The sequence below is a fragment of the Streptomyces sp. NPDC044571 genome (genome assembly GCF_040647115.1).
Lineage (GTDB): Bacteria > Actinomycetota > Actinomycetes > Streptomycetales > Streptomycetaceae > Streptomyces.
This window is the reverse complement of sequence record NZ_JBEZBN010000034.1, coordinates 47,401-66,779: the sequence shown is the minus strand read 5'-3', so window position 1 is coordinate 66,779 and position 19,379 is coordinate 47,401. Positions and strand designations below refer to the sequence as shown.

Here is a 19,379-nt window from a genome sequence, read left to right as displayed (position 1 = left end):
CCGTCCTCACTCAGCCGTTGCGGTAGACCCGAGGTACGCGACCCCCGATACGGGTGACGATCTCATACGCAATCGTGTGTGCCGCTTGAGCCCAGTCCTCGGCGGTGGGTTCTCCCTGGTCGCCGCTGCCGAAGAGGACGGCCTCGTCGCCGACGCGGACCCGGTCGCCGCCGATGTCGACGACGAACTGGTCCATGGCGACGCGGCCCGCGACGCGGCGGACCTTTCCGCCGACGAGGACGGGGCCGCGGTCCGAGGCGTGCCGCGGTATGCCGTCGGCGTACCCGGCCGGGATCAGGGCGAGGTTCGTCTCGGCGTCGGTGACGTAGTGGTGGCCGTAGCTGACGCCGTGGCCGGCGGGCACGGTCTTGACCAGCGCCACCGAGGCCTTGAGGGTCATGGCCGGGCGCAGGCCGAGCTCGGCGGAGGTGCCCAGCTCGGGGGCGGGCGACACCCCGTAGACGGCGAGGCCGCAGCGGACGAGGTCGAAGTGGCTCTCCGGCAGCGTCAGCGTGGCGGGCGAGTTGGCGATGTGCCGCACCTCGGGCTCGACGCCCTCCTTCTCGGCGTACGCGAGCATGTCGCGGAAGGCCGCCAGCTGGAGGGGGATGGAAGGGTGGCCGGGCTCGTCGGCGCAGGCGAAGTGGGACCAGACGCCGGTGACCCGGACGGTGCCCTCGGCCTGCGCGGCAACCGCTTCGCCGACGAGTTCGGCCCAGTCGGCGGGCTGGCAGCCGTTGCGTCCCAGGCCGGTGTCGGCCTTGAGCTGGATCCGGGCCGGGCGGCCTGCGGCGCGGGCGGCGCGGCGGACCTCTTCGAGGGCCCACAGGCCGCTGACCGACACGTCGATGTCGGCCTCGACGGCCTCCTGCCAGGGACCGCCGGGGGTCCAGAGCCAGCACATGATCCGGCTGCCGATCCCGGCGGCGCGCAGCGCGAGGGCCTCTTCGGGGGTGGCGGTGCCGAGCCAGGTGGCACCGGCGTCCAGGGCTGCGCGGGCGCAGCGCAGAGCCCCGTGGCCGTAGGCGTCCGCCTTGACGACGGCCATCAACTCGGCCCGGGGTGCCCGCTCGCGCAGTGCGCGCACGTTCCGCCGTACGGCATCAAGATCGATCTCGGCGTACACGCGCGTCGGTGTCTCGTTCATCGCCCCCAGTCTCTCAGAGCCCTGCGCCGGCCGACTTCCCGACGCCGCCGCTTGGCCCCGGGCCGGGGCCAAGCGGCGTACGGCAGCCGTACGCAGGGCGGGTGTCCGCGCAGGGCGGTGCCGGCGGGCGTGTCAGGGCGCGGGGCGGCGGGCGGGTCAGGGCGTGCGGATGCTGCGCCAGGCCGAGGGGAGGGCCTCCGCCACCTGGTGGGCCTCCACCGGGGCCCCGGTGGAGGCCCTGCGGCCGGCCAGGCCGTGCAGGTACGCCGCCACCGCACCGGCGTCGGGCCCCGACAGGCCGGCGGCGAGCAGTGAACCGCCGAGCCCCGACAGCACGTCCCCGCTCCCGGCGGTGGCCAGCCAGGGCGTCCCCGTGGGATTGACCCGCACGGCGGTAGCGGAGCCGCGCGAGCCGCCGGAGCCGGCGTCCGGGCCGGCCGCGGCGCCCGCCACCAGCGTGGTCGAGCCCTTCAGCAGCACCGTCGCGCCGTACCGCTCGGCCAGTTGGCGCACCGCGGCCAGCCGCCCCGACTCCACCGACTCCCGTGCCACGCCGAGCAGGGCCGCCGCCTCCCCCGCGTGGGGAGTCAGCAGGGTCGCGGCCGGCCGGGCGCGCAGCACCGCGGGGTCGAGCCCGCGCAGCCCGTCCGCGTCCACCAGCACCGGGACGTCCGCGGAGCCCAGGATGTCGGCGACCTCCGCGGCCCGGCCCTCCCCCAGCCCCGGCCCGGCCACCCAGGCCTGCACCCGGCCCTTTCCGATCAGCGTCTCCGGATACCGGGCGAGCACCGCGTCGGCCGCCGGGCCCACGTAGCGCACGGCGCCCGCACCGCCGCGCAGGGCCCCCGCCACGGCCAGCACCGCGGCGCCCGGGTACTGCACGGAGCCGGCGAGGATCCCGACCACGCCCCGGCGGTACTTGTCGCTCGACGCGGTCGGCTCCGGCAGCAGCCGCGCCACATCGGCGTGCTGGAGCGCCTCCACCTCCGGCGCGCCGAGCGACAGGCCGATGTCCACCAGCCGCACCGCGCCCGCGCGCGAGGCACCCGGGTCGATGAGCAGGCCCGGCTTGTACGCCCCGAAGGTCACCGTGACATCGGCCCGTACGGCCGCCCCGGCCACCTCCCCGGTGTCGGCGTCGACCCCGCTCGGCAGGTCCACGGCGACCACCACCGCGCCCTCGGGGATCCGTTCCACCAGGGCGGCTGCGGCCGGCCGCAGCCCGCCGCGGCCGCCGATGCCGACCAGCCCGTCCAGGACGAGGTCCGCCCGGGCGGGCACGGCCTCGTCCACGCGGCCCCCGGCGGCCAGCAGGGCGGTCAGCCCGCCCGGGTGCACCCGGGCGGGATCCATCGGCACCGCCGTCACCCGGGCGCCGCGCCGGGCCAGCCGCGCGCCGGCGTACAGGGCGTCGCCGCCGTTGTCCCCCGGCCCGACGAGCAGCACGACGCGCGAGCCGTAGACCCTGCGCACCAGCCCCGCACAGACGGCGGCCAGTCCGGCCGCCGCCCGCTGCATCAGGGCGCCCTCGGGCAGCCGGGCCATCAACTCCCGTTCGGCGGACCGTACGGTCTGCACGCTGTAAGCAGTACGCATGGCACCAGCCTGCCCGAAAGCCGGCCCGGAACCGGCCTATCCCTCGGCGATCACCACGGCGGACGCGACGCCCGCGTCGTGGCTGAGGGAGATGTGCCAGGACTTCACGCCCAGGGCCACCGCCCGCGCCTCGACGGTCCCCGACACCCGCAGACGCGGCTGCCCGGTCTCCTGCACGTACACCTCGGCGTCGGTCCACAGCAGGCCGGGCGGCGCGCCGAGGGCCTTGGCCAGGGCCTCCTTGGCCGCGAACCGGGCGGCGAGCGAGGCGATTCCGCGCCGCTCGCCGCTCGGCAGCAGCAACTCGGTGTCGAGGAAGAGCCGTTGTGCCATGTTCGGCGTCCGCTCCAGCGCCTCGCCGAACCGCTCGATCTCGGCAACGTCAATCCCCACACCGATAATCACAACGCCAAGCCCCTACTCCACGGTTACGGACTTTGCGAGGTTACGCGGTTGGTCCACCTCGTTGCCCCGCGCGGTCGCCAGCTCGCACGCGAAGACCTGCAGCGGCACCGTCGCCACCAGCGGCTGGAGCAGCGTCGGCGTCGCCGGGATCCGGATCAGGTGGTCGGCGTACGGGACCACCGCCTGGTCGCCCTCCTCCGCGATGACGATGGTCCGGGCCCCGCGGGCCCGGATCTCCTGGATGTTCGAGACGATCTTGTCGTGCAGGACGGAGCGTCCGCGCGGCGACGGCACGACCACCACCACCGGCAGGTCCTTCTCGATCAGCGCGATCGGCCCGTGCTTGAGCTCGCCCGCCGCGAAGCCCTCGGCGTGCATGTACGCGAGCTCCTTGAGCTTGAGCGCACCCTCCAGCGCCACCGGGTAGCCGACGTGCCGCCCCAGGAACAGCACCGTGTCCTTGTCCGCGAGGGAGCGCGCCAGCTCCCGCACCGGCTCCATGGTCTCCAGTACGGTGTCCACGGCCGCGGCGATGTCCGACAGCTCCCGGATCACCGCCTGGATCTCGTCGCCCCACTTGGTGCCCCGGACCTGCCCGAGGTACAGCGCGACCAGATAGCAGGCCACCAGCTGGGTCAGGAAGGCCTTGGTGGAGGCGACGGCGACCTCCGGACCGGCGTGCGTGTAGAGCACCGCGTCCGATTCCCGCGGGATCGTCGAGCCGTTCGTATTGCAGATGGCCAGCACCCGGGCGCCCTGTTCGCGCGCATGACGCAGCGCCATCAGGGTGTCCATGGTCTCGCCGGACTGCGAGATCGCGACCACCAGCGTCCGCTGGTCCAGGATCGGGTCGCGGTAGCGGAACTCGCTCGCCAGCTCCGTCTCGCACGGGATGCGGGTCCAGTGCTCGATGGCCAGCTTCGCGATCATGCCCGCGTGGTACGCCGTACCGCACGCCACGATCACGACCTTGTCGATCTCCCTGAGCACCGAGGCGGGGATGCGCACCTCGTCCAGGGTCAGCGAGCCGCTCGCGTCGATCCTGCCCAGGAGGGTGTCGGCGACAGCCTTCGGCTGCTCGGCGATCTCCTTGAGCATGAAGTAGTCATAACCCCCCTTCTCGGCCGCCGAGGCGTCCCAGTCCACGTGGTACGCGCGCACCGAGGCGGGCGCACCGTTGAAGTCGGTCACCGAGACCCCGTCACGGCGGAGCTCGACGACCTGGTCCTGCCCCAGCTCGATCGCGGACCGGGTGTGGGCGATGAACGCGGCCACGTCCGAGGCGAGGAAGTTCTCACCCTCCCCAACGCCGACCACCAGCGGCGAGTTCCGGCGCGCCCCGACGACCACGTCCGGCTCGTCGGCGTGCACCGCGACCAGCGTGAACGCCCCTTCCAGGCGCCGGCACACCCGGCGCATGGCCTCCGTGAGCCCCCCGGCGGCGGCGAACTGCTCCGCCAGCAGGTGCGCCACGACCTCGGTGTCCGTCTCGGACTCCAGCCGGTGGCCCCGCTCTGCCAGTTCGGCGCGCAGCCCGGCGAAGTTCTCGATGATGCCGTTGTGCACCACGGCGACCCGGCCCGCGTTGTCGAGGTGCGGGTGGGCGTTGACATCGGTGGGCCCGCCGTGGGTCGCCCAGCGGGTGTGCCCAAGTCCCGTGGAACCCACCGGAAGCGGGTTCCCGACCAGTGCTTTCTCCAGGTTGACCAGTTTTCCGGCCTTCTTGGTGGAGGTGAGCGCCCCGTCGGCGACGACGGCGACCCCGGCCGAGTCGTAGCCGCGGTACTCCAGCCGCTTGAGTCCGGCGATGACCACATCGAGCGCCGACTGCGCTCCCACGTAACCCACAATTCCGCACATAGGGCGCAGCGTACGCCGATGTCGGCTCCCTGCCCCGTACCTGAACAAGACGAAAACCCCGCCCCGGCGAAAGCGCCGGAGCGGGGTTGAGGACTGTTCGACGTCCCCGGCGGGACGGTCAGCCGAGCTTCTTGACCTGGGCGTCGACGATCGCCTTCGGCTGCTCGGCCGCACCCTTCAGGCTGATGGCGGAGAAGGTCGCGAGGGTGTTGCCCTTGCGGACGACGACGAGCTGCGTCGTGAACTTGGCGCCGTCCGCGTCGCCCTCCACGGTGTAGGCGAGGGCCGCGTCGCCCGCGGTGACCGGGGTCCCGGCGGCAACCTTGCCGACCTTGCCCGCCTCACCGTCCTGGGTGACCGCGTAGCCGCCCGCGCAGGCCGTGCCGGCGGTCTTGAGGGCAGCGAAGGCCTCCTCGGCGCCCTTGCCCTCGTAGGAGGCGAGGGTGACCGCGGTCGCGGTCGAGCCGAGGGCGTCCATGCCGGCCTTCAGCTTCTCCTCCATGCTGGCGCCCTCGGACGGAGCCTTGGGCGTGGCGACGGCCTTGGTCCGCGCGACACCCGTGGACGTGCCGACCGGGGTGACGGACTGGGCCTTGACCAGGGGCAGGCACTCGGGCTTGTCGCTGGTGGCGGTGGCACCCGCGGTGGCCTCGGCGGGCGTGACCGGCTTGAACTGGTGGTCGGGCAGATCGGCCTGGGCCACGATCTGGCCCGCCAGCTCGGCGTCCGTCTTGCCCTTCGCGGCCGGCGCGGGCGCCGAGGCCGCGGCGGACGAGCCGTCGGCCTTGGGCTCGGACTTCTCGGCGCCGCAGGCGGTGCCCAGCAGCGCCAGGGACACCGCGGAGGCGGTCAGGACGGTACGGCGGACAAGGGTGCTGCGCACGAGAGATCTCCCCCAGAACAAAGACAATGCGATGATCAGCAAATCTACGGGTGAATCCGATCACCACCCCGCCGTTCACCGCGCGTCACCGGAGATCGTGACCCCAGTGAGATCAAATCCGCGGGATCCGGTCGGAAAGGCGCACGGTTCCCCGCCCGCACGTGACCGACCACACCACCCACAACCGGCCCCGAGCCACGACAATGGCCTTGTGATCACTTCGCCGCCACGAAGCACGCCGGACAGCGCAACGGAGCGCACCGGACGACCCCACCGCCGGGCCGAGACCACCCCCTACGTCGATCTCACCCGCGACGAGTGGAGCGCCCTGCGCGAGCGGACCCCGCTGCCGCTCACCGCCGAGGAGGTCGAACAGCTGCGCGGACTCGGCGACGTCATCGACCTCGACGAAGTCCGGGGCGTCTACCTGCCCCTGTCGCGGCTCCTCAACCTGTACGTGGGAGCCACCAGCAATCTCCGCGGCACCCTGAACACCTTCCTCGGCGACGCCGGCAACGGCCACGGCGCCCAGCAGGGCACCCCCTTCGTCATAGGGGTCGCCGGCTCGGTCGCCGTCGGCAAGTCCACCGTGGCCCGCCTGCTCCAGGCGCTCCTGGCCCGCTGGCCCGAGCACCCCCGCGTCGAGCGGGTCACCACCGACGGCTTCCTCTACCCCATGAAGGAGCTCCAGCGGCGCGGCCTGACCTCCCGCAAGGGCTTCCCGGAGTCCTACGACCGCCGCGCGCTGACGCGCTTCGTCGCGGACATCAAGGCCGGCAAGGACGAGGTCACGGCCCCGGTCTACTCCCACCTGATCTACGACATCGTCCCCGGCGAGCAGCTCGTCGTACGCCGCCCCGACATCCTGATCGTCGAGGGGCTGAACGTCCTGCAGCCGGCGCTGCCCGGCAAGGACGGCCGCACCCGGGTCGGCCTCGCCGACTACTTCGACTTCAGCGTGTACGTGGACGCCCGCCCCGAGGACATCGAGCGCTGGTACCTCAACCGGTTCCGGAAGCTGCGCGCGACCGCGTTCCAGGACCCTTCCTCGTACTTCCGCAAGTACACGCAGGTCTCCGAGGAGGAGGCGCTGGAGTACGCGCAGACGATGTGGCGCACGATCAACCGGCCGAACCTGCTGGAGAACGTGGCCCCCACCCGCGGCCGGGCCACCCTCGTCGTCCGCAAGGGCCCGGACCACAAGGTGCAGAAGCTGAGCCTGCGCAAGCTCTGACCGTAGGGTGCGGCCATGCTGCATCTGAGGATCATCACCCCGTCCGACCGGACAGCCGCCGTGGTCGAGGTCATCGAGAACACCGTCGGCACCACCCACCTGGCGGTGCTTCCCGGCGCTGCGCGCCTCCCGCCGGGGGACATCGTCCTGTGCGACGTCGCACGGGAGGCGGGCGACGAGCTCCTGCGCGGGCTGCGGGCCCTCGGCATCGACAAGGACGGCTCGATCGCGGTCGAGAACATCGACCTGTCGCTGTCGAAGCGGGCCGAGGACGCCGAGGAGGAGGCCCCGGGCGAGGGGGCCGACGCCGTCCTGTGGGAGCAGCTGAGCGAGGCCACCCACGAGGAGTCGACCCTCACCGTCACCTATGCCGCGTTCATGGTCCTCGCGACGATGATCGCGGCCTGCGGTGTCGTCCTGGACAACGCCATCCTGATCGTGGGAGCGATGGCGGTCGGCCCCGAGTTCGGGCCGCTCGCCGGCGTGAGCACCGCCCTGGTCCAGCGGGCACCGAAGTTGGCCGCCCGGTCCCTGTTCGCCCTGCTGGTCGGCTTCGCCGTGGCCATCGCCGCCACCACCGTCTTCAGCCTCTGCATGGATGCCCTTGGTCTGTTCCACCAGGACATGCTGGACAACCCGCGCCCGAACACCAGCTTCATCTGGAAGCCGGACCCGTTCTCCTTCGTGGTGGCGCTGCTCGCGGGTGTGGCCGGGACGCTGTCCCTGACCTCCGCCAAGTCCGGGGCGCTGGTGGGCGTGGCGATCTCCGTGACCACCGTCCCGGCCGGCGCCAATGCCGCGGTGGCCCTCAGCTACGGGGAGATGGGCCAGATGTGGGGCTCGGCGGAGCAGCTCCTGGTGAACCTGGGCGGGATCATGCTGGCGGGCGTGCTGACCCTGTACGGCCAGAAGCTCCTGTGGCACACCCAGCGCGACCGCTGGCGCCGCGCCGGGAAGGCCTGAGCCGCGCCGGCCCGCCCCGCATGGACCTGACGCACCGGACGAACCCGAGGGGTGCATACGCCGACGGCCCCGCCCCCGGACATCCGGGGAGCGGGGCCGCGGCGGATCAGCCGGACCCGGTCAGCCGAGTGCCGACTTCACCACGTCCGCGAGCCGGCCCGCCACCGCGCGGGCCTGCTCGATGTCGGCGGCCTCCACCATCACCCGTACGAGCGGCTCCGTACCCGACGGACGGAGCAGCACCCGGCCGGTGCCGCCCAGCTCGCGCTGGGCGTCGGCGACCGCGGCGGCCAGCTCGGCCGAGGTGGCGACGCGGGACTTGTCCACGTCGGGCACGTTGACCAGGACCTGCGGCAGCCGCTGCATGACGCCCGCCAGCTCCGCCAGCGACCTGCCGGTGGCGGCCACCCGGGCCGCCAGCATCAGGCCGGTCAGCGTGCCGTCACCGGTGGTGGCGTGGTCGAGGATGATCACGTGGCCGGACTGCTCGCCGCCCAGCGCGAAACCGTGCTCCTTCATCGCCTCCAGGACGTACCGGTCGCCGACCCCGGTCTGCACGACCTGGATGCCCTCGCCCTCCATGGCCAGCTTGAAGCCCAGGTTGGACATGACGGTGCCGACGACCGTGTCGCCGCGCAGCTGACCGGCCTCGCGCATGGCGAGCGCCAGCACCGCGAGGATCTGGTCGCCGTCGACCTCGGCGCCGGAGGCGTCCACCGCGAGGCAGCGGTCCGCGTCGCCGTCGTGCGCGATGCCGAGGTCGGCCCCGTGCTCGACGACGGCCTGCTTGAGCAGGCCCAGGTGGGTGGAGCCGCAGCCGTCGTTGATGTTCAGGCCGTCGGGCTCGGCACCGATGGTGACGACCTCGGCGCCCGCGCGGGTGAAGGCCTCGGGAGAGACCCGGGCCGCAGCGCCGTGCGCCTCGTCCAGGACGATCTTCAGCCCGTCCAGGCGGTTGGGGAGGACCCCGATGAGGTGGGCGACGTACTTGTCGAAGCCCTGGTCGTAGTCGGAGACCCGGCCCACGCCGGCGCCGGTGGGCCGGTTCCAGGGCGCGCCCGTGCGGTGCTCCTCGTAGACGGCCTCGATGCGGTCCTCCAGCTCGTCGGCGAGCTTGTGGCCGCCGCGGGCGAAGAACTTGATGCCGTTGTCGGGCATCGCGTTGTGGCTGGCGGAGAGCATCACGCCGAGGTCGGCACCCAGCGCACCGGTGAGATACGCCACCGCCGGGGTGGGCAGCACACCGACGCGCAGGACGTCCACGCCCGCGCTCGCGAGGCCCGCGACGACCGCGGCCTCCAGGAACTCGCCGGAGGCCCGGGGGTCGCGGCCGACCACCGCGGTCGCCCGGTGCCCCGCGAAGGTGCCCGCTTCGGCCAGTACGTGGGCAGCCGCGACGGACAGACCGAGCGCGAGCTCAGCCGTCAGATCCGCATTGGCGACGCCGCGTACACCGTCCGTCCCGAAGAGTTGTCCCACTGTTGTCCTCCCGAGTTCACGCTTCGCTTGAGACCGCTTGTGACAGGTATTTGCCGCTTGTGGCGGTAAACGAACCGCCCCGGCAGCACGGAGAGTGCTGCCGGGGCGGTTGGTGCAGAACAGCAGGCGCAGATTAACGCTTGCTGTACTGCGGAGCCTTACGGGCCTTCTTGAGACCGGCCTTCTTGCGCTCGACCGCACGGTCGTCGCGGGAGAGGAAGCCGGCCTTCTTCAGCGCCGGGCGGTTGTTGTCCACGTCCGCCTCGTTCAGCGCACGGGCCACGCCGAGGCGCAGGGCGCCGGCCTGGCCGGAGACGCCGCCACCCGCGATGCGGGCGATGATGTCGTAGCGACCGTCGAGCTCAAGCAGCTTGAACGGCTCGTTGACTTCCTGCTGGTGCACCTTGTTGGGGAAGTAGTCCTCAAGGGTGCGACCGTTGATCTTCCACTTGCCGGTGCCCGGAACGATCCGGACGCGGGCGATGGCGTTCTTGCGACGGCCCAGGCCGGCGGCCGGCTGCGGGTCGCCGAAGCGGCCGGCAAGGGACTCGGAGGTGTAGTCGCCCTCGACGACGGCCTCGGACTCGGTGGTGTACTCCTCGACGCCCTCGAACTCTTCGACGGGGGTCTCGGCGGTGGTCTCGGCCACGATGCTCCTCAGAATTTTCTACGTCTTAGGGGGTGGCCGGAACTACTGCGCGACCTGGGTGATCTCGAACGGCACCGGCTGCTGGGCAGCGTGCGGGTGCTGGTCGCCCGAGTAGACCTTCAGCTTCGAGAGCATCTGCCGGCCCAGGGTGTTCTTGGGGAGCATGCCCTTGACGGCCTTCTCGACGGCCTTCTCCGGGTTGTTCGCCAGGAGGTCGTCGTAACGCACGGAACGCAGACCACCCGGGAAGCCGGAGTGGCGGTACGCCATCTTCTGGGACGCCTTGTTGCCGGACAGGTGCACCTTGTCGGCGTTGATGATGACGACGAAGTCGCCCATGTCCATGTGGGGGGCGTAAGTCGGCTTGTGCTTACCCCGCAGGAGGGCAGCGGCCTGGGTCGCCAGACGGCCGAGGACAACGTCCTGGGCGTCGATGACGAGCCACTGGCGCGAGATGTCGCCGGGCTTGGGGCTGTACGTACGCACGCGTATGCCTTCGCTTCTTCAGTGGTGGTATCCCAGGGGCGCAAGCCCCGCGGGAAGGTCCTGACAGGTCACCACGGACGATCACGACAGCCCTCGTCCACATCGGGGACGCAACCCGTGTGAACCGCTGGTCATCGGCCCGGTGGACCGGCGTAAGGCCCTCACGTGAGAATGAGCAAGCCACTACGCATAACAAACCAGCAGGATACCCAAGCGGACCCGTACGGGTCAAAACGCGGTCCGCGATGCCGATTCTGCTGGCGTCGCGGCGCACTCCGGTTCGGTCCTGGGTGGGGACCCCGCAGTTGTTACGGGTCCCAGAGTAACCCGACTGGAGCGCAGTGCACGACGCGCCAGCAGGATCGCGAGCCCGCACAGGGTGGCGCAGTCCTTGAAGGCGCGCCGCTTGTGGGCCAGCTCCGAGGGCCACGGGACCAGTGCCACCTGGGGCGTCAGGGCCAGCCAGAACCAGGGCGAGCGGGGCATCGAGCCCGGCCGCACCGCGGAGCACAGCAGCAGCGGGAGCACCACCAGCAGGTAGTGGTCGAAGGACGGCCGCGACACCAGGAATGCGGCGAGCATCACCATGCAGGCCGTCTCCGCCAGCCGCAGCTCCCCGCCGTCCGCGTCACCGGGGCCGTCCGTACGCAGCCACCGCCGCCATGCCGCGACCAGCCCGCCCAGCGCCCCCGCCAGTGCCAGTGCCACCGCCACCGGCTGCGGGACCCCCAGCCGCGGCAGCACCGCGATCGGCGAGGCGTCCCAGGGCAGCGCGTACGCGTCCTGGCCCTGGAGCAAGAACGGCAGCGTCTTCGTGAAGAACAGCGTCGGGCTGGGCATCATCAGCGCCCCGAGCAGCGAGATCCCGAGCGGCACCAGCACGGCCACGGCCAACCCCCGCCACTGCCGGGCCAGCAGGAACACCAGCCCCACCGGCACCAGCATCGGCTTGCAGGCGATGGCCAGCCCCACGACCAGCCCGGCGGCCGTCCAGGACCGCCGGTGCGCGAGCAGCAGGGCCACGGGCAGCGCGGCGGCGGAGATGGCCGTCCAGTTCCCGATCAGCACCAGGTTCACGTACGGCTTGAAGGCCAGGGCCAGCAGCGCGAACCCGCCGACCGCGAAGCGGGAGCGCACCGGCACCGAGAACAGCCGCAGCGCCGCCCACCAGCCGAGCGCCAGCAGGGCGGACATCCCCAGCGGCAGCACCCAGCGCAGCACCGGCCGGGGCAGCAGCGCCTCGGGGACGGCCATGATCACGGCACTGGGGAGGTAGAGGAACCGCTTGTCCTCGTACGGGGACCCGCCGGCCAGCAGCGTGTCCGCGGCCTTGACGACGAAGGCGTTGTCCGAGCCCCAGTTCTCCCGCAGGCTGGTGGAGACCGCGATGCCGAGGACGACCGCGAGGGCCACGGCCACCCAGGACCGGGACGCCGGCCGCAGCAGCCACACGACCAGCCGGTGCCCCGCGGCGGGGCCCGCGGCCTCTTCCCACTTCCCGAGCCAGGTGCCAGGCCGCAGCCGCACAACGCCTCCCGATCGACCGCCGGGGAGCGGTATCCCCCCGGCGTTTCCGCTCGACCTTACGTTCGTCCCGCCTCAGCGCTTCCGCTCGACCCTGCGTTCGTCCCAGACAGGTTCCTGAGTCTCTCGTACAACACCGTCCGAACCGAAGACCAGGAAGCGGTCAAAAGTGCGCGCGAACCACCGGTCGTGCGTGACGCACAGCACAGTGCCTTCGTACGCCTCCAGGCCGTCCTGCAGCGCCTCCGCGGACTCCAGGTCCAGGTTGTCCGTCGGCTCGTCCAGCAGTAGGGCCGTGGTCCCCGCCAGCTCCAGGAGCAGGATCTGGAAGCGGGCCTGCTGGCCGCCCGAGAGCTTCTCGAACGGCTGGTCGCCCTGCCGCTCCAGCTCGTAGCGGCGCAGCACCGCCATCGCGGCGCCGCGGTCCTTCGCGCTCTCCGTCCACAGGATGTCGACGAGCGTGCGCCCGAACAGCTCCGGGTGGGCGTGCGTCTGCGCGAAGTGCCCGGGGACCACCCGAGCGCCCAGCTTCCACTCACCCGTATGCCGGACGTCCTCGCCGGCCAGCAGCCGCAGGAAGTGCGACTTGCCGGAGCCGTTCGAGCCGAGCACCGCGACCCGCTCCCCGTAGTAGACCTCCAGGGAGAACGGCTTCATCAGGCCCGTGAGCTCCAGGTTCTCCACCGTGAGGGCGCGCACGCCGGTACGGCCGCCCTTGAGCCGCATCCGGATGTCCTGCTCGCGCGGCGGCTCCGGCGGCGGGCCGGCCTCCTCGAACTTCTGGAAGCGGGTCTGCATCGCCCGGTAGCGCGAGGCCATGTCGGGGCTGCTCGCCGCCTGGTTGCGCAGCCGCAGCACCAGCGCCTTCAGGCGCGCGTGCTCCTCGTCCCAGCGCCTCTTGAGCTCCTCGAAGCGCGCGAAGCGCTCCTTGCGGGCGTCGTGGTAGGTGTCGAAGCCCGCGCCGTGGACCCATACGTCGGTGCCCATGGGGCTGGGCTCCAGACTGATGATCTTCTCGGCGGCACGGGACAGCAGCTCCCGGTCGTGCGAGACGAACAGCACCGTCTTGCGGGTGGCCTTCAGCTGCTCCTCCAGCCACCGCTTGCCCGGGACGTCCAGGTAGTTGTCCGGCTCGTCGAGCAGCAGCACCTCGTCGGGCCCGCGCAGCAGGGCCTCCAGCACCAGCCGCTTCTGCTCACCGCCCGACAGGGTGCGCACCTCGCGGAACTGGGCGGTGTCGTAGGGGATGGCCAGCGCGGCCGTCGTGCAGACGTCCCACAGGGTCTCCGCCTCGTAGCCCTGGACGTCGGCCCAGTCGCTGAGTGCCTGCGCGTACGCCATCTGGGCGGATTCGTCGTCCACCGTCATGATCAGGTGCTCGGCGTGGTCGACGGCCTTCGCGGCCGCCCGGATCCGCGGCTGCGCCACCGAGACGAGCAGGTCCCGTACGGTCGTCTCGTCCCGTACGGAGCCCACGAACTGGGACATCACCCCGAGGCCGCCGCTGACGGTGACCCCGCCGCCGTGCGGCTGGAGCTCACCGGAGATCAGCTTGAGCAGGGTGGTCTTGCCGGCACCGTTCGCCCCGACGAGGGCGACCACCGCGCCCTCCCCCACCCGGAAGGAGACGTCGGGAAGCAGCACCCGCCCGTCGGGAAGGTAGTACTCCAGGTGGCTGGCTTCGAGATGTCCCATGCCGGGCATTGTCCAGGCCCGGGACCGATCCGCCCAAACGGATTAGCCGCGGCCCGGGGGCGGGGTCAGCAGCAGCCCGCGCCGGGCAGGGTCCGCATGTTGCGGGCCACCCGGCTGCGCTCGGCCAGCAGCTCGTCCGCCGGGTAGCCGACCTCCTCCAGGGTGAGCCCGTGGGGCTTCACGACGTGCACGGAGGAGTCCCGTACGGCGGCCCTGAGGACCTTCCCGGGCCAGTCGGTGGGCCGGTGGCCGTCGCCGACGTGCAGCAGGGCGCCCACCAGCGAGCGGACCATGTTGTGGCAGAAGGCGTCGGCGCGGACGGTCGCGGTGACGATCCCGTCCTCGGCGCGCTCCCAGCTGAGCTGCTGAAGGGTGCGGATGGTGGTGGCGCCCTCGCGCTTGCGGCAGTACGCGGCGAAGTCGTGCTCGCCGAGCAGCGGGGCGGCGGCCTCGTTCATGGCGTCGACGTCCAGCGGCCACGGGTGCCAGAGCACGTGTCCGCGGCGCAGCGGGTCGACACCGCCCTGGTGGTCGCCGACCCGGTAGGCGTAGCGGCGCCAGATGGCGGAGAACCGGGCGTTGAAGCCCACGGGGGCCTCGGCGACCTTCCACACCCGTACGTCGTGCGGCAGCCGGCCCGCGAGACGGCGCAGCAGCTTGTCGTGGTGCTCGGCCCACACCTCCTCGGCCAGGTCGAACTGGGCGACCTGCCCGCGGGCGTGCACGCCCGCGTCGGTCCGCCCGGCCACGGTCAGCTCCACCGGCTCCGGCAGCCGCATCACGGTCTGCAGGGCCGACTCCAGCTCGCCCTGCACGGTCCGCAGTACGCGCTGCTTCGCCCAGCCGGAGAAGTCCTTGCCGTCGTACGACAGGTCCAGCCGCACCCGGACGTGCCCGGGCTCCACCTCGTCACTCACGTGACCGATCCTCTCAGACGCAACGAAACGCAGAACGGGCCCGCCCCGGAGGGGGCGGGCCCGTTCAGAGCCGACCGAACAAGCTCGATCCCAGAGCGGGATCAAGCCTCAGGGTCATCCCCGCCGACGCGGGGAAACGCCTCAGGCGTCCTTCGACTCCTCGGCCGGAGCCTCGGACTCGGCGGGAGCCTCGGCCTTGGCCTCGGCCTCCTTCACGGCGCGCTTCGTGGCGGCCTCGGCCTCACCGGTGGCCTGCTGGGCCACGGTCAGGGCCTCGACCAGCTCGATCACGGCCATCGGGGCGTTGTCGCCGCGACGGTTGCCGATCTTGGTGATGCGCGTGTAACCACCGGGGCGGTTCTCGTAGCGCGGGGCGATCTCGGTGAAGAGCGTGTGGACGATGCTCTTGTCCGTGATCGTCTGGAGAACCAGGCGACGGTTGTGGATGTCGCCCTTCTTCGCCTTGGTGATCAGACGCTCGGCGACCGGACGCAGGCGGCGGGCCTTGGCCTCGGTCGTCGTGATGCGGCCGTGCTCGAAGAGCGACTTCGCGAGGTTCGCGAGGAGGTGCTTCTCGTGCGCGGCGCTGCCGCCCAGACGGGCACCCTTTGCGGGACGCGGCATGGTGTTACTCCTTCATATCTGCACCGGCCGTGTCAGGTACCGGTGTCAGTTCCCCCGGGGCGGATGCCGCGGGAAAGATCTACGGGTGCTGCTTAGTACTGCTCGGTCTCGACGAAACCGGCGTCCGCGTCGTCGTCGGCGCCGAAGGCGTCGGCGGCGGCGGTCGGGTCGAATCCGGGCGGGCTGTCCTTGAGGGCCAGGCCCATGCCGGCCAGCTTCGCCTTGACCTCGTCGATCGACTTCGCACCGAAGTTGCGGATGTCGAGCAGGTCGGCCTCGGAGCGGGCGACGAGCTCACCCACGGAGTGGATGCCCTCGCGCTTGAGGCAGTTGTACGACCGAACGGTGAGCTCCAGCTCCTCGATCGGCAGGGCCAGGTCGGCGGCCAGGGCGGCGTCCGTCGGGGACGGGCCCATGTCGATGCCCTCGGCGTCGATGTTGAGCTCGCGGGCCAGACCGAACAGCTCGACCAGGGTCTTGCCGGCGGACGCCATGGCGTCACGCGGGCGCATGGCCTGCTTGGTCTCGACATCGACGATCAGCTTGTCGAAGTCGGTGCGCTGCTCGACTCGGGTCGCCTCGACCTTGTAGGTGACCTTGAGGACCGGGCTGTAGATGGAGTCGACCGGGATACGGCCGATCTCCTGGCCCAGCTGCTTGTTCTGGACGGCGGAGACGTAGCCGCGACCGCGCTCGACGGTCAGCTCCATCTCCAGCTTGCCCTTGCCGTTGAGCGTGGCGAGGACCAGGTCCGGGTTGTGCACCTCGACACCGGCCGGGGGCGCGATGTCGGCAGCGGTGACCAGGCCGGGACCCTGCTTGCGCAGGTACATCACGACCGGCTCGTCGTGCTCCGAGGAGACGACCAGCTGCTTGATGTTGAGGATGAGGTCGGTGACGTCCTCCTTGACGCCCGGCACGGTGGTGAACTCGTGCAGGACACCGTCGATGCGGATGCTGGTGACAGCGGCACCCGGGATCGAGGAGAGGAGCGTACGGCGCAGGGAGTTGCCGAGGGTGTAGCCGAAGCCCGGCTCCAGCGGCTCGATCACGAACCGCGAGCGGTACTCGTCGACGACCTCTTCGGTCAGCGAAGGACGCTGAGCGATAAGCATGTCTGTGTTCCTTCAGTCGTGGACGCCCACTATTTGACGCCCGACAGGTACTGCGGGTTACTGCAAGGGTACGGGCGGCACGGCCCCCGAAGAGGTCGTACCGCCCGGACACTCAAAGACGCACAGGCGTCGCTGCGTCAGACGCGGCGGCGCTTCGGCGGGCGGCAACCGTTGTGCGGGGTGGGGGTGACGTCCTGGATGGAGCCGACCTCCAGGCCGGTGGCCTGCAGGGAGCGGATCGCGGTCTCGCGGCCGGAGCCCGGACCCTTGACGAAGACGTCGACCTTGCGCATGCCGTGCTCCTGCGCGCGGCGGGCGGCCGACTCGGCGGCCATCTGCGCGGCGAAGGGGGTGGACTTGCGCGAGCCCTTGAAGCCGACGTGGCCGGCGGAGGCCCAGGAGATCACGTTGCCCGAGGGGTCCGTGATCGAGACGATCGTGTTGTTGAACGTGCTCTTGATGTGGGCGTGCCCGTGAGCGACGTTCTTCTTTTCCTTGCGGCGCACCTTCTTGGCAGCGCCCTGACGACCCTTGGGGGGCATCTAAATCTCCTACGGGAGGTGGTCGGTCCTACAGCGCAAGACCGCTGAACAGGACTACTTCTTGCCCGGCTTCTTCTTACCGGCGATCGCGCGACGCGGGCCCTTGCGGGTACGCGCGTTCGTGCTGGTGCGCTGACCGTGCACCGGCAGGCCACGACGGTGGCGGATGCCCTGGTAGCACTGGATCTCGATCTTGCGGCGAATGTCGCCCTGGATCTCGCGGCGGAGGTCACCCTCGGTACGGAGGTTGGCGTCCACGTACTCGCGGATCTTGACGAGGTCCTCTTCGGCCAGGTCACGAACGCGGGTGTTCGGGTTCACGCCGGTGGAGGCGAGGATCTCCTTGGACCGGGTGCGCCCGATACCGAAGACGTAGGTGAGTGCGATCTCCACGCGCTTTTCGCGCGGGATGTCAACACCGGAAACGCGTGCCACAAATGGCTCCTGTGTGTTCGGGGGTCTTCCGCAGAACCACTCCCGACCGCCGACCACCCTGTTGAGTGGTGGTACGTCCGGGTCCCCGGCCCCCGCCGGAGGTACCGCCGGCCCTCTGCAGGGCTGGGCGGGTTCTGCGTATGTACGTTCTTACGTCGCGCTGAAGAACTGCGGAGTGCAGGTCGGTCGGCGTGCGTCAGCCCTGGCGCTGCTTGTGGCGCAGGTTGTCGCAGATGACCATGACCCGGCCGTGACGGCGGATCACCTTGCACTTGTCGCAGATCTTCTTGACGCTCGGCTTGACCTTCATGTTGGTGAGGTTCTCCGGGTCAGTGCCACCACCCGCACCGGGACGGACGCCCAGGCAGGAGTGAGGACAAGATCTACTTGTATCGGTAGACGATCCGGCCACGCGTCAGGTCGTAGGGAGAGAGCTCCACCACAACCCGGTCATCGGGGAGGATGCGGATGTAGTGCATGCGCATCTTGCCACTGATGTGCGCGAGGACTTTGTGACCGTTCTGGAGTTCCACCTTGAACATCGCGTTCGGGAGGGACTCGATCACGGTGCCCTCGATCTCGATGGCACCTTGCTTCTTGGCCACGCTTCGCCTTTCGAATCGGCTACCTTGATCAGCTCACGGGCATGGGAATGCACGTAAGCCGACGAGTCAGTCTACGTCAGGGCACCCAGAAAGACGAATCCGGAAAGTTTGCCCATGAGTCTAGATCATTAACCGAGCGGGTCCGGGGCCGTGGTGGCCCCGGCCCCTCTCCCCCACGCCGCCCTCGCGGGCTCGGCGTCGGCGCGCCTCACATGCTTCGAGCGGCTGCGCCGGACTCCGTCCGCCGGCCACGGGGTACACGCGCCGGGCGTCGCCACGGTGACCGGCCCCGGATCAGCCCAGCGGGTCCGGGGCCGTGGTGACCCCGTACTCCGCGAGCTTCGCCTTGCCGCAGTCCGGGCTGGTGAGCACGATCGGGCCCGCCTCCGTCAGGGCGATGGAGTGCTCCCAGTGCGAGGACCAGGTGCCGTCGGTCGTGATGACCGTCCAGTCGTCCGCCAGGACCTCCGTCTGGGGGGTGCCCAGGGAGACCATCGGCTCGATCGCCAGACAGATGCCCGGGACCAGCTTGATCCCCTTGCCCCGCTTGCGCGAGACGTAGTTCAGCAGGTGGGGGTCCATGTGCATCTCGGACCCGATGCCGTGGCCGCCGTAGTCCTCGATGATCCCGTACTTGCCGGTCGCCGGCCGCGGCTGGCGGCGGATGTAGCCCTCGATCGCCTTGGAGATGTCCACCAGGCGGTTGCCGTTCTTCATCGCGGCGATCCCGGCCCACATGGACTCTTCCGTCACCCGGGACAGCTCGATCAGCTCCGGGGCGTGACCGGTGCCGACGAAGGCCGTGTACGCGGCGTCCCCGTGCCAGCCGTCCACGATCGCGCCGGCGTCGATCGAGATGATGTCGCCGTCCTTGAGGACGGTCTTGTCGTCCGGGATGCCGTGGACGACGACCTCGTTGACCGAGGTGCAGATGGTGGCGGGGAAGCCGCCGTAACCCAGGAAGTTCGACTTGGCACCGGCGTCGGCGATGACCTTGCGGGCCACCATGTCCAGATCCCGCGTCGTGGCGCCCGGTACGGCCGCCTCACGGGTCGCCGCGTGGATCGCGGCGACGACCAGCCCCGCCTCGCGCATCTTCGCGATCTGCTCGGGGGTCTTGATCTGGACCATGGCTTGTGCCTTCCACCTTCGGATTGAGTCGTCTCAACAGTACGGCCGCGGCGTCCTGGGGACACCGCGGCCGTACCTGCAGAACAGGG

At 71.0% G+C, this 19,379-nt stretch carries 20 protein-coding genes; 2 read left to right on the top strand and 18 right to left on the bottom strand.

Annotated features, from left to right (window positions below; all coding sequences use genetic code 11):
- Positions 1 to 10: 10 nt before the first annotated feature.
- From alr to AB0B01_RS19605, 5 genes are all read right to left on the bottom strand, one after another.
- Positions 11 to 1,147: an alanine racemase gene (gene alr, locus AB0B01_RS19625; protein WP_361720250.1), complete on the bottom strand. Its 1,137-nt coding sequence runs from the start codon at positions 1,145 to 1,147 to the stop codon at positions 11 to 13.
- A gap of 156 nt (positions 1,148 to 1,303) precedes the next feature.
- Positions 1,304 to 2,743, bottom strand: coding sequence for an NAD(P)H-hydrate epimerase (locus tag AB0B01_RS19620; RefSeq protein ID WP_361720247.1), 1,440 nt, complete (start codon positions 2,741 to 2,743; stop codon positions 1,304 to 1,306).
- A 36-nt stretch (positions 2,744 to 2,779) separates the two neighbouring features.
- Positions 2,780 to 3,148 carry a holo-ACP synthase gene (locus AB0B01_RS19615; RefSeq protein WP_361720244.1) on the bottom strand — a complete coding sequence of 123 codons (369 nt, stop codon included), beginning with the start codon at positions 3,146 to 3,148 and terminating at the stop codon, positions 2,780 to 2,782.
- 12 nt (positions 3,149 to 3,160) lie between these two features.
- Positions 3,161 to 5,008, bottom strand: a complete 1,848-nt coding sequence (glmS, locus tag AB0B01_RS19610) for a glutamine--fructose-6-phosphate transaminase (isomerizing) (RefSeq protein WP_361720241.1) — start codon at positions 5,006 to 5,008, stop codon at positions 3,161 to 3,163.
- A 118-nt stretch (positions 5,009 to 5,126) separates the two neighbouring features.
- Positions 5,127 to 5,891, bottom strand: coding sequence for a hypothetical protein (locus tag AB0B01_RS19605; protein ID WP_361720238.1), 765 nt, complete (start codon positions 5,889 to 5,891; stop codon positions 5,127 to 5,129).
- Positions 5,892 to 6,105: 214 nt separating this feature from the next.
- Here AB0B01_RS19605 and coaA point away from each other — a divergent pair, with 214 nt between their 5' ends.
- Together coaA and AB0B01_RS19595 are read left to right on the top strand one after the other, a co-directional pair.
- Positions 6,106 to 7,125, top strand: coding sequence for a type I pantothenate kinase (gene coaA / locus AB0B01_RS19600; protein WP_361720285.1), 1,020 nt, complete (start codon positions 6,106 to 6,108; stop codon positions 7,123 to 7,125).
- Positions 7,126 to 7,140: 15 nt separating this feature from the next.
- Positions 7,141 to 8,088 carry a DUF389 domain-containing protein gene (locus tag AB0B01_RS19595; RefSeq protein WP_361720236.1) on the top strand — a complete coding sequence of 316 codons (948 nt, stop codon included), beginning with the start codon at positions 7,141 to 7,143 and terminating at the stop codon, positions 8,086 to 8,088.
- A gap of 120 nt (positions 8,089 to 8,208) precedes the next feature.
- Here AB0B01_RS19595 and glmM read toward each other — a convergent pair whose 3' ends face one another.
- The 13 genes from glmM to map form a co-directional block, all read right to left on the bottom strand.
- Positions 8,209 to 9,567, bottom strand: a complete 1,359-nt coding sequence (gene glmM / locus AB0B01_RS19590) for a phosphoglucosamine mutase (RefSeq protein WP_361720233.1) — start codon at positions 9,565 to 9,567, stop codon at positions 8,209 to 8,211.
- Between the two features lie 133 nt (positions 9,568 to 9,700).
- Positions 9,701 to 10,216 carry a 30S ribosomal protein S9 gene (gene rpsI, locus AB0B01_RS19585; RefSeq protein WP_356851277.1) on the bottom strand — a complete coding sequence of 172 codons (516 nt, stop codon included), beginning with the start codon at positions 10,214 to 10,216 and terminating at the stop codon, positions 9,701 to 9,703.
- A gap of 42 nt (positions 10,217 to 10,258) precedes the next feature.
- On the bottom strand, positions 10,259 to 10,702 hold the full coding sequence (gene rplM / locus AB0B01_RS19580; protein WP_356851278.1) for a 50S ribosomal protein L13: 444 nt from the start codon (positions 10,700 to 10,702) through the stop codon (positions 10,259 to 10,261).
- Between the two features lie 228 nt (positions 10,703 to 10,930).
- The gene (locus AB0B01_RS19575; RefSeq protein WP_361720230.1) at positions 10,931 to 12,229 is read right to left on the bottom strand and encodes a glycosyltransferase family 87 protein; all 1,299 of its coding nucleotides are present in this window, start codon (positions 12,227 to 12,229) and stop codon (positions 10,931 to 10,933) included.
- A 72-nt stretch (positions 12,230 to 12,301) separates the two neighbouring features.
- The gene (locus tag AB0B01_RS19570) at positions 12,302 to 13,921 is read right to left on the bottom strand and encodes an ATP-binding cassette domain-containing protein (RefSeq protein ID WP_361720227.1); all 1,620 of its coding nucleotides are present in this window, start codon (positions 13,919 to 13,921) and stop codon (positions 12,302 to 12,304) included.
- Between the two features lie 65 nt (positions 13,922 to 13,986).
- The gene (gene truA, locus AB0B01_RS19565; RefSeq protein WP_361720224.1) at positions 13,987 to 14,838 is read right to left on the bottom strand and encodes a tRNA pseudouridine(38-40) synthase TruA; all 852 of its coding nucleotides are present in this window, start codon (positions 14,836 to 14,838) and stop codon (positions 13,987 to 13,989) included.
- A gap of 141 nt (positions 14,839 to 14,979) precedes the next feature.
- Positions 14,980 to 15,462, bottom strand: a complete 483-nt coding sequence (rplQ, locus tag AB0B01_RS19560) for a 50S ribosomal protein L17 (protein WP_361720221.1) — start codon at positions 15,460 to 15,462, stop codon at positions 14,980 to 14,982.
- 92 nt (positions 15,463 to 15,554) lie between these two features.
- Positions 15,555 to 16,577 (bottom strand): DNA-directed RNA polymerase subunit alpha, encoded by a 1,023-nt coding sequence (locus AB0B01_RS19555; protein WP_010473911.1) that lies wholly within the window; start codon positions 16,575 to 16,577, stop codon positions 15,555 to 15,557.
- 137 nt (positions 16,578 to 16,714) lie between these two features.
- Positions 16,715 to 17,119 (bottom strand): 30S ribosomal protein S11, encoded by a 405-nt coding sequence (rpsK, locus tag AB0B01_RS19550; protein ID WP_003956432.1) that lies wholly within the window; start codon positions 17,117 to 17,119, stop codon positions 16,715 to 16,717.
- A 54-nt stretch (positions 17,120 to 17,173) separates the two neighbouring features.
- Positions 17,174 to 17,554, bottom strand: coding sequence for a 30S ribosomal protein S13 (rpsM, locus tag AB0B01_RS19545; RefSeq protein WP_007265919.1), 381 nt, complete (start codon positions 17,552 to 17,554; stop codon positions 17,174 to 17,176).
- Between the two features lie 196 nt (positions 17,555 to 17,750).
- Entirely contained in the window at positions 17,751 to 17,864 is a 114-nt protein-coding gene (gene rpmJ / locus AB0B01_RS19540; protein ID WP_003956441.1) for a 50S ribosomal protein L36, read from the bottom strand.
- 73 nt (positions 17,865 to 17,937) lie between these two features.
- Positions 17,938 to 18,159, bottom strand: coding sequence for a translation initiation factor IF-1 (infA, locus tag AB0B01_RS19535; RefSeq protein WP_003956442.1), 222 nt, complete (start codon positions 18,157 to 18,159; stop codon positions 17,938 to 17,940).
- Between the two features lie 294 nt (positions 18,160 to 18,453).
- On the bottom strand, positions 18,454 to 19,290 hold the full coding sequence (gene map / locus AB0B01_RS19530) for a type I methionyl aminopeptidase (protein ID WP_361720217.1): 837 nt from the start codon (positions 19,288 to 19,290) through the stop codon (positions 18,454 to 18,456).
- Positions 19,291 to 19,379 lie beyond the last annotated feature (89 nt).

Coding starts and splice junctions, on each gene's coding strand:
- alr (WP_361720250.1), bottom strand. CDS start 1,147: ATGAACGAGACACCGACGCGCGTGTACGCCGAGATCGATCTTGATGCC.
- AB0B01_RS19620 (WP_361720247.1), bottom strand. CDS start 2,743: ATGCGTACTGCTTACAGCGTGCAGACCGTACGGTCCGCCGAACGGGAG.
- glmS (WP_361720241.1), bottom strand. CDS start 5,008: ATGTGCGGAATTGTGGGTTACGTGGGAGCGCAGTCGGCGCTCGATGTG.
- AB0B01_RS19595 (WP_361720236.1), top strand. CDS start 7,141: ATGCTGCATCTGAGGATCATCACCCCGTCCGACCGGACAGCCGCCGTG.
- AB0B01_RS19570 (WP_361720227.1), bottom strand. CDS start 13,921: ATGGGACATCTCGAAGCCAGCCACCTGGAGTACTACCTTCCCGACGGG.
- rplQ (WP_361720221.1), bottom strand. CDS start 15,462: ATGCCGCGTCCCGCAAAGGGTGCCCGTCTGGGCGGCAGCGCCGCGCAC.
- AB0B01_RS19555 (WP_010473911.1), bottom strand. CDS start 16,577: ATGCTTATCGCTCAGCGTCCTTCGCTGACCGAAGAGGTCGTCGACGAG.
- rpsK (WP_003956432.1), bottom strand. CDS start 17,119: ATGCCCCCCAAGGGTCGTCAGGGCGCTGCCAAGAAGGTGCGCCGCAAG.
- rpmJ (WP_003956441.1), bottom strand. CDS start 17,864: ATGAAGGTCAAGCCGAGCGTCAAGAAGATCTGCGACAAGTGCAAGGTG.
- map (WP_361720217.1), bottom strand. CDS start 19,290: ATGGTCCAGATCAAGACCCCCGAGCAGATCGCGAAGATGCGCGAGGCG.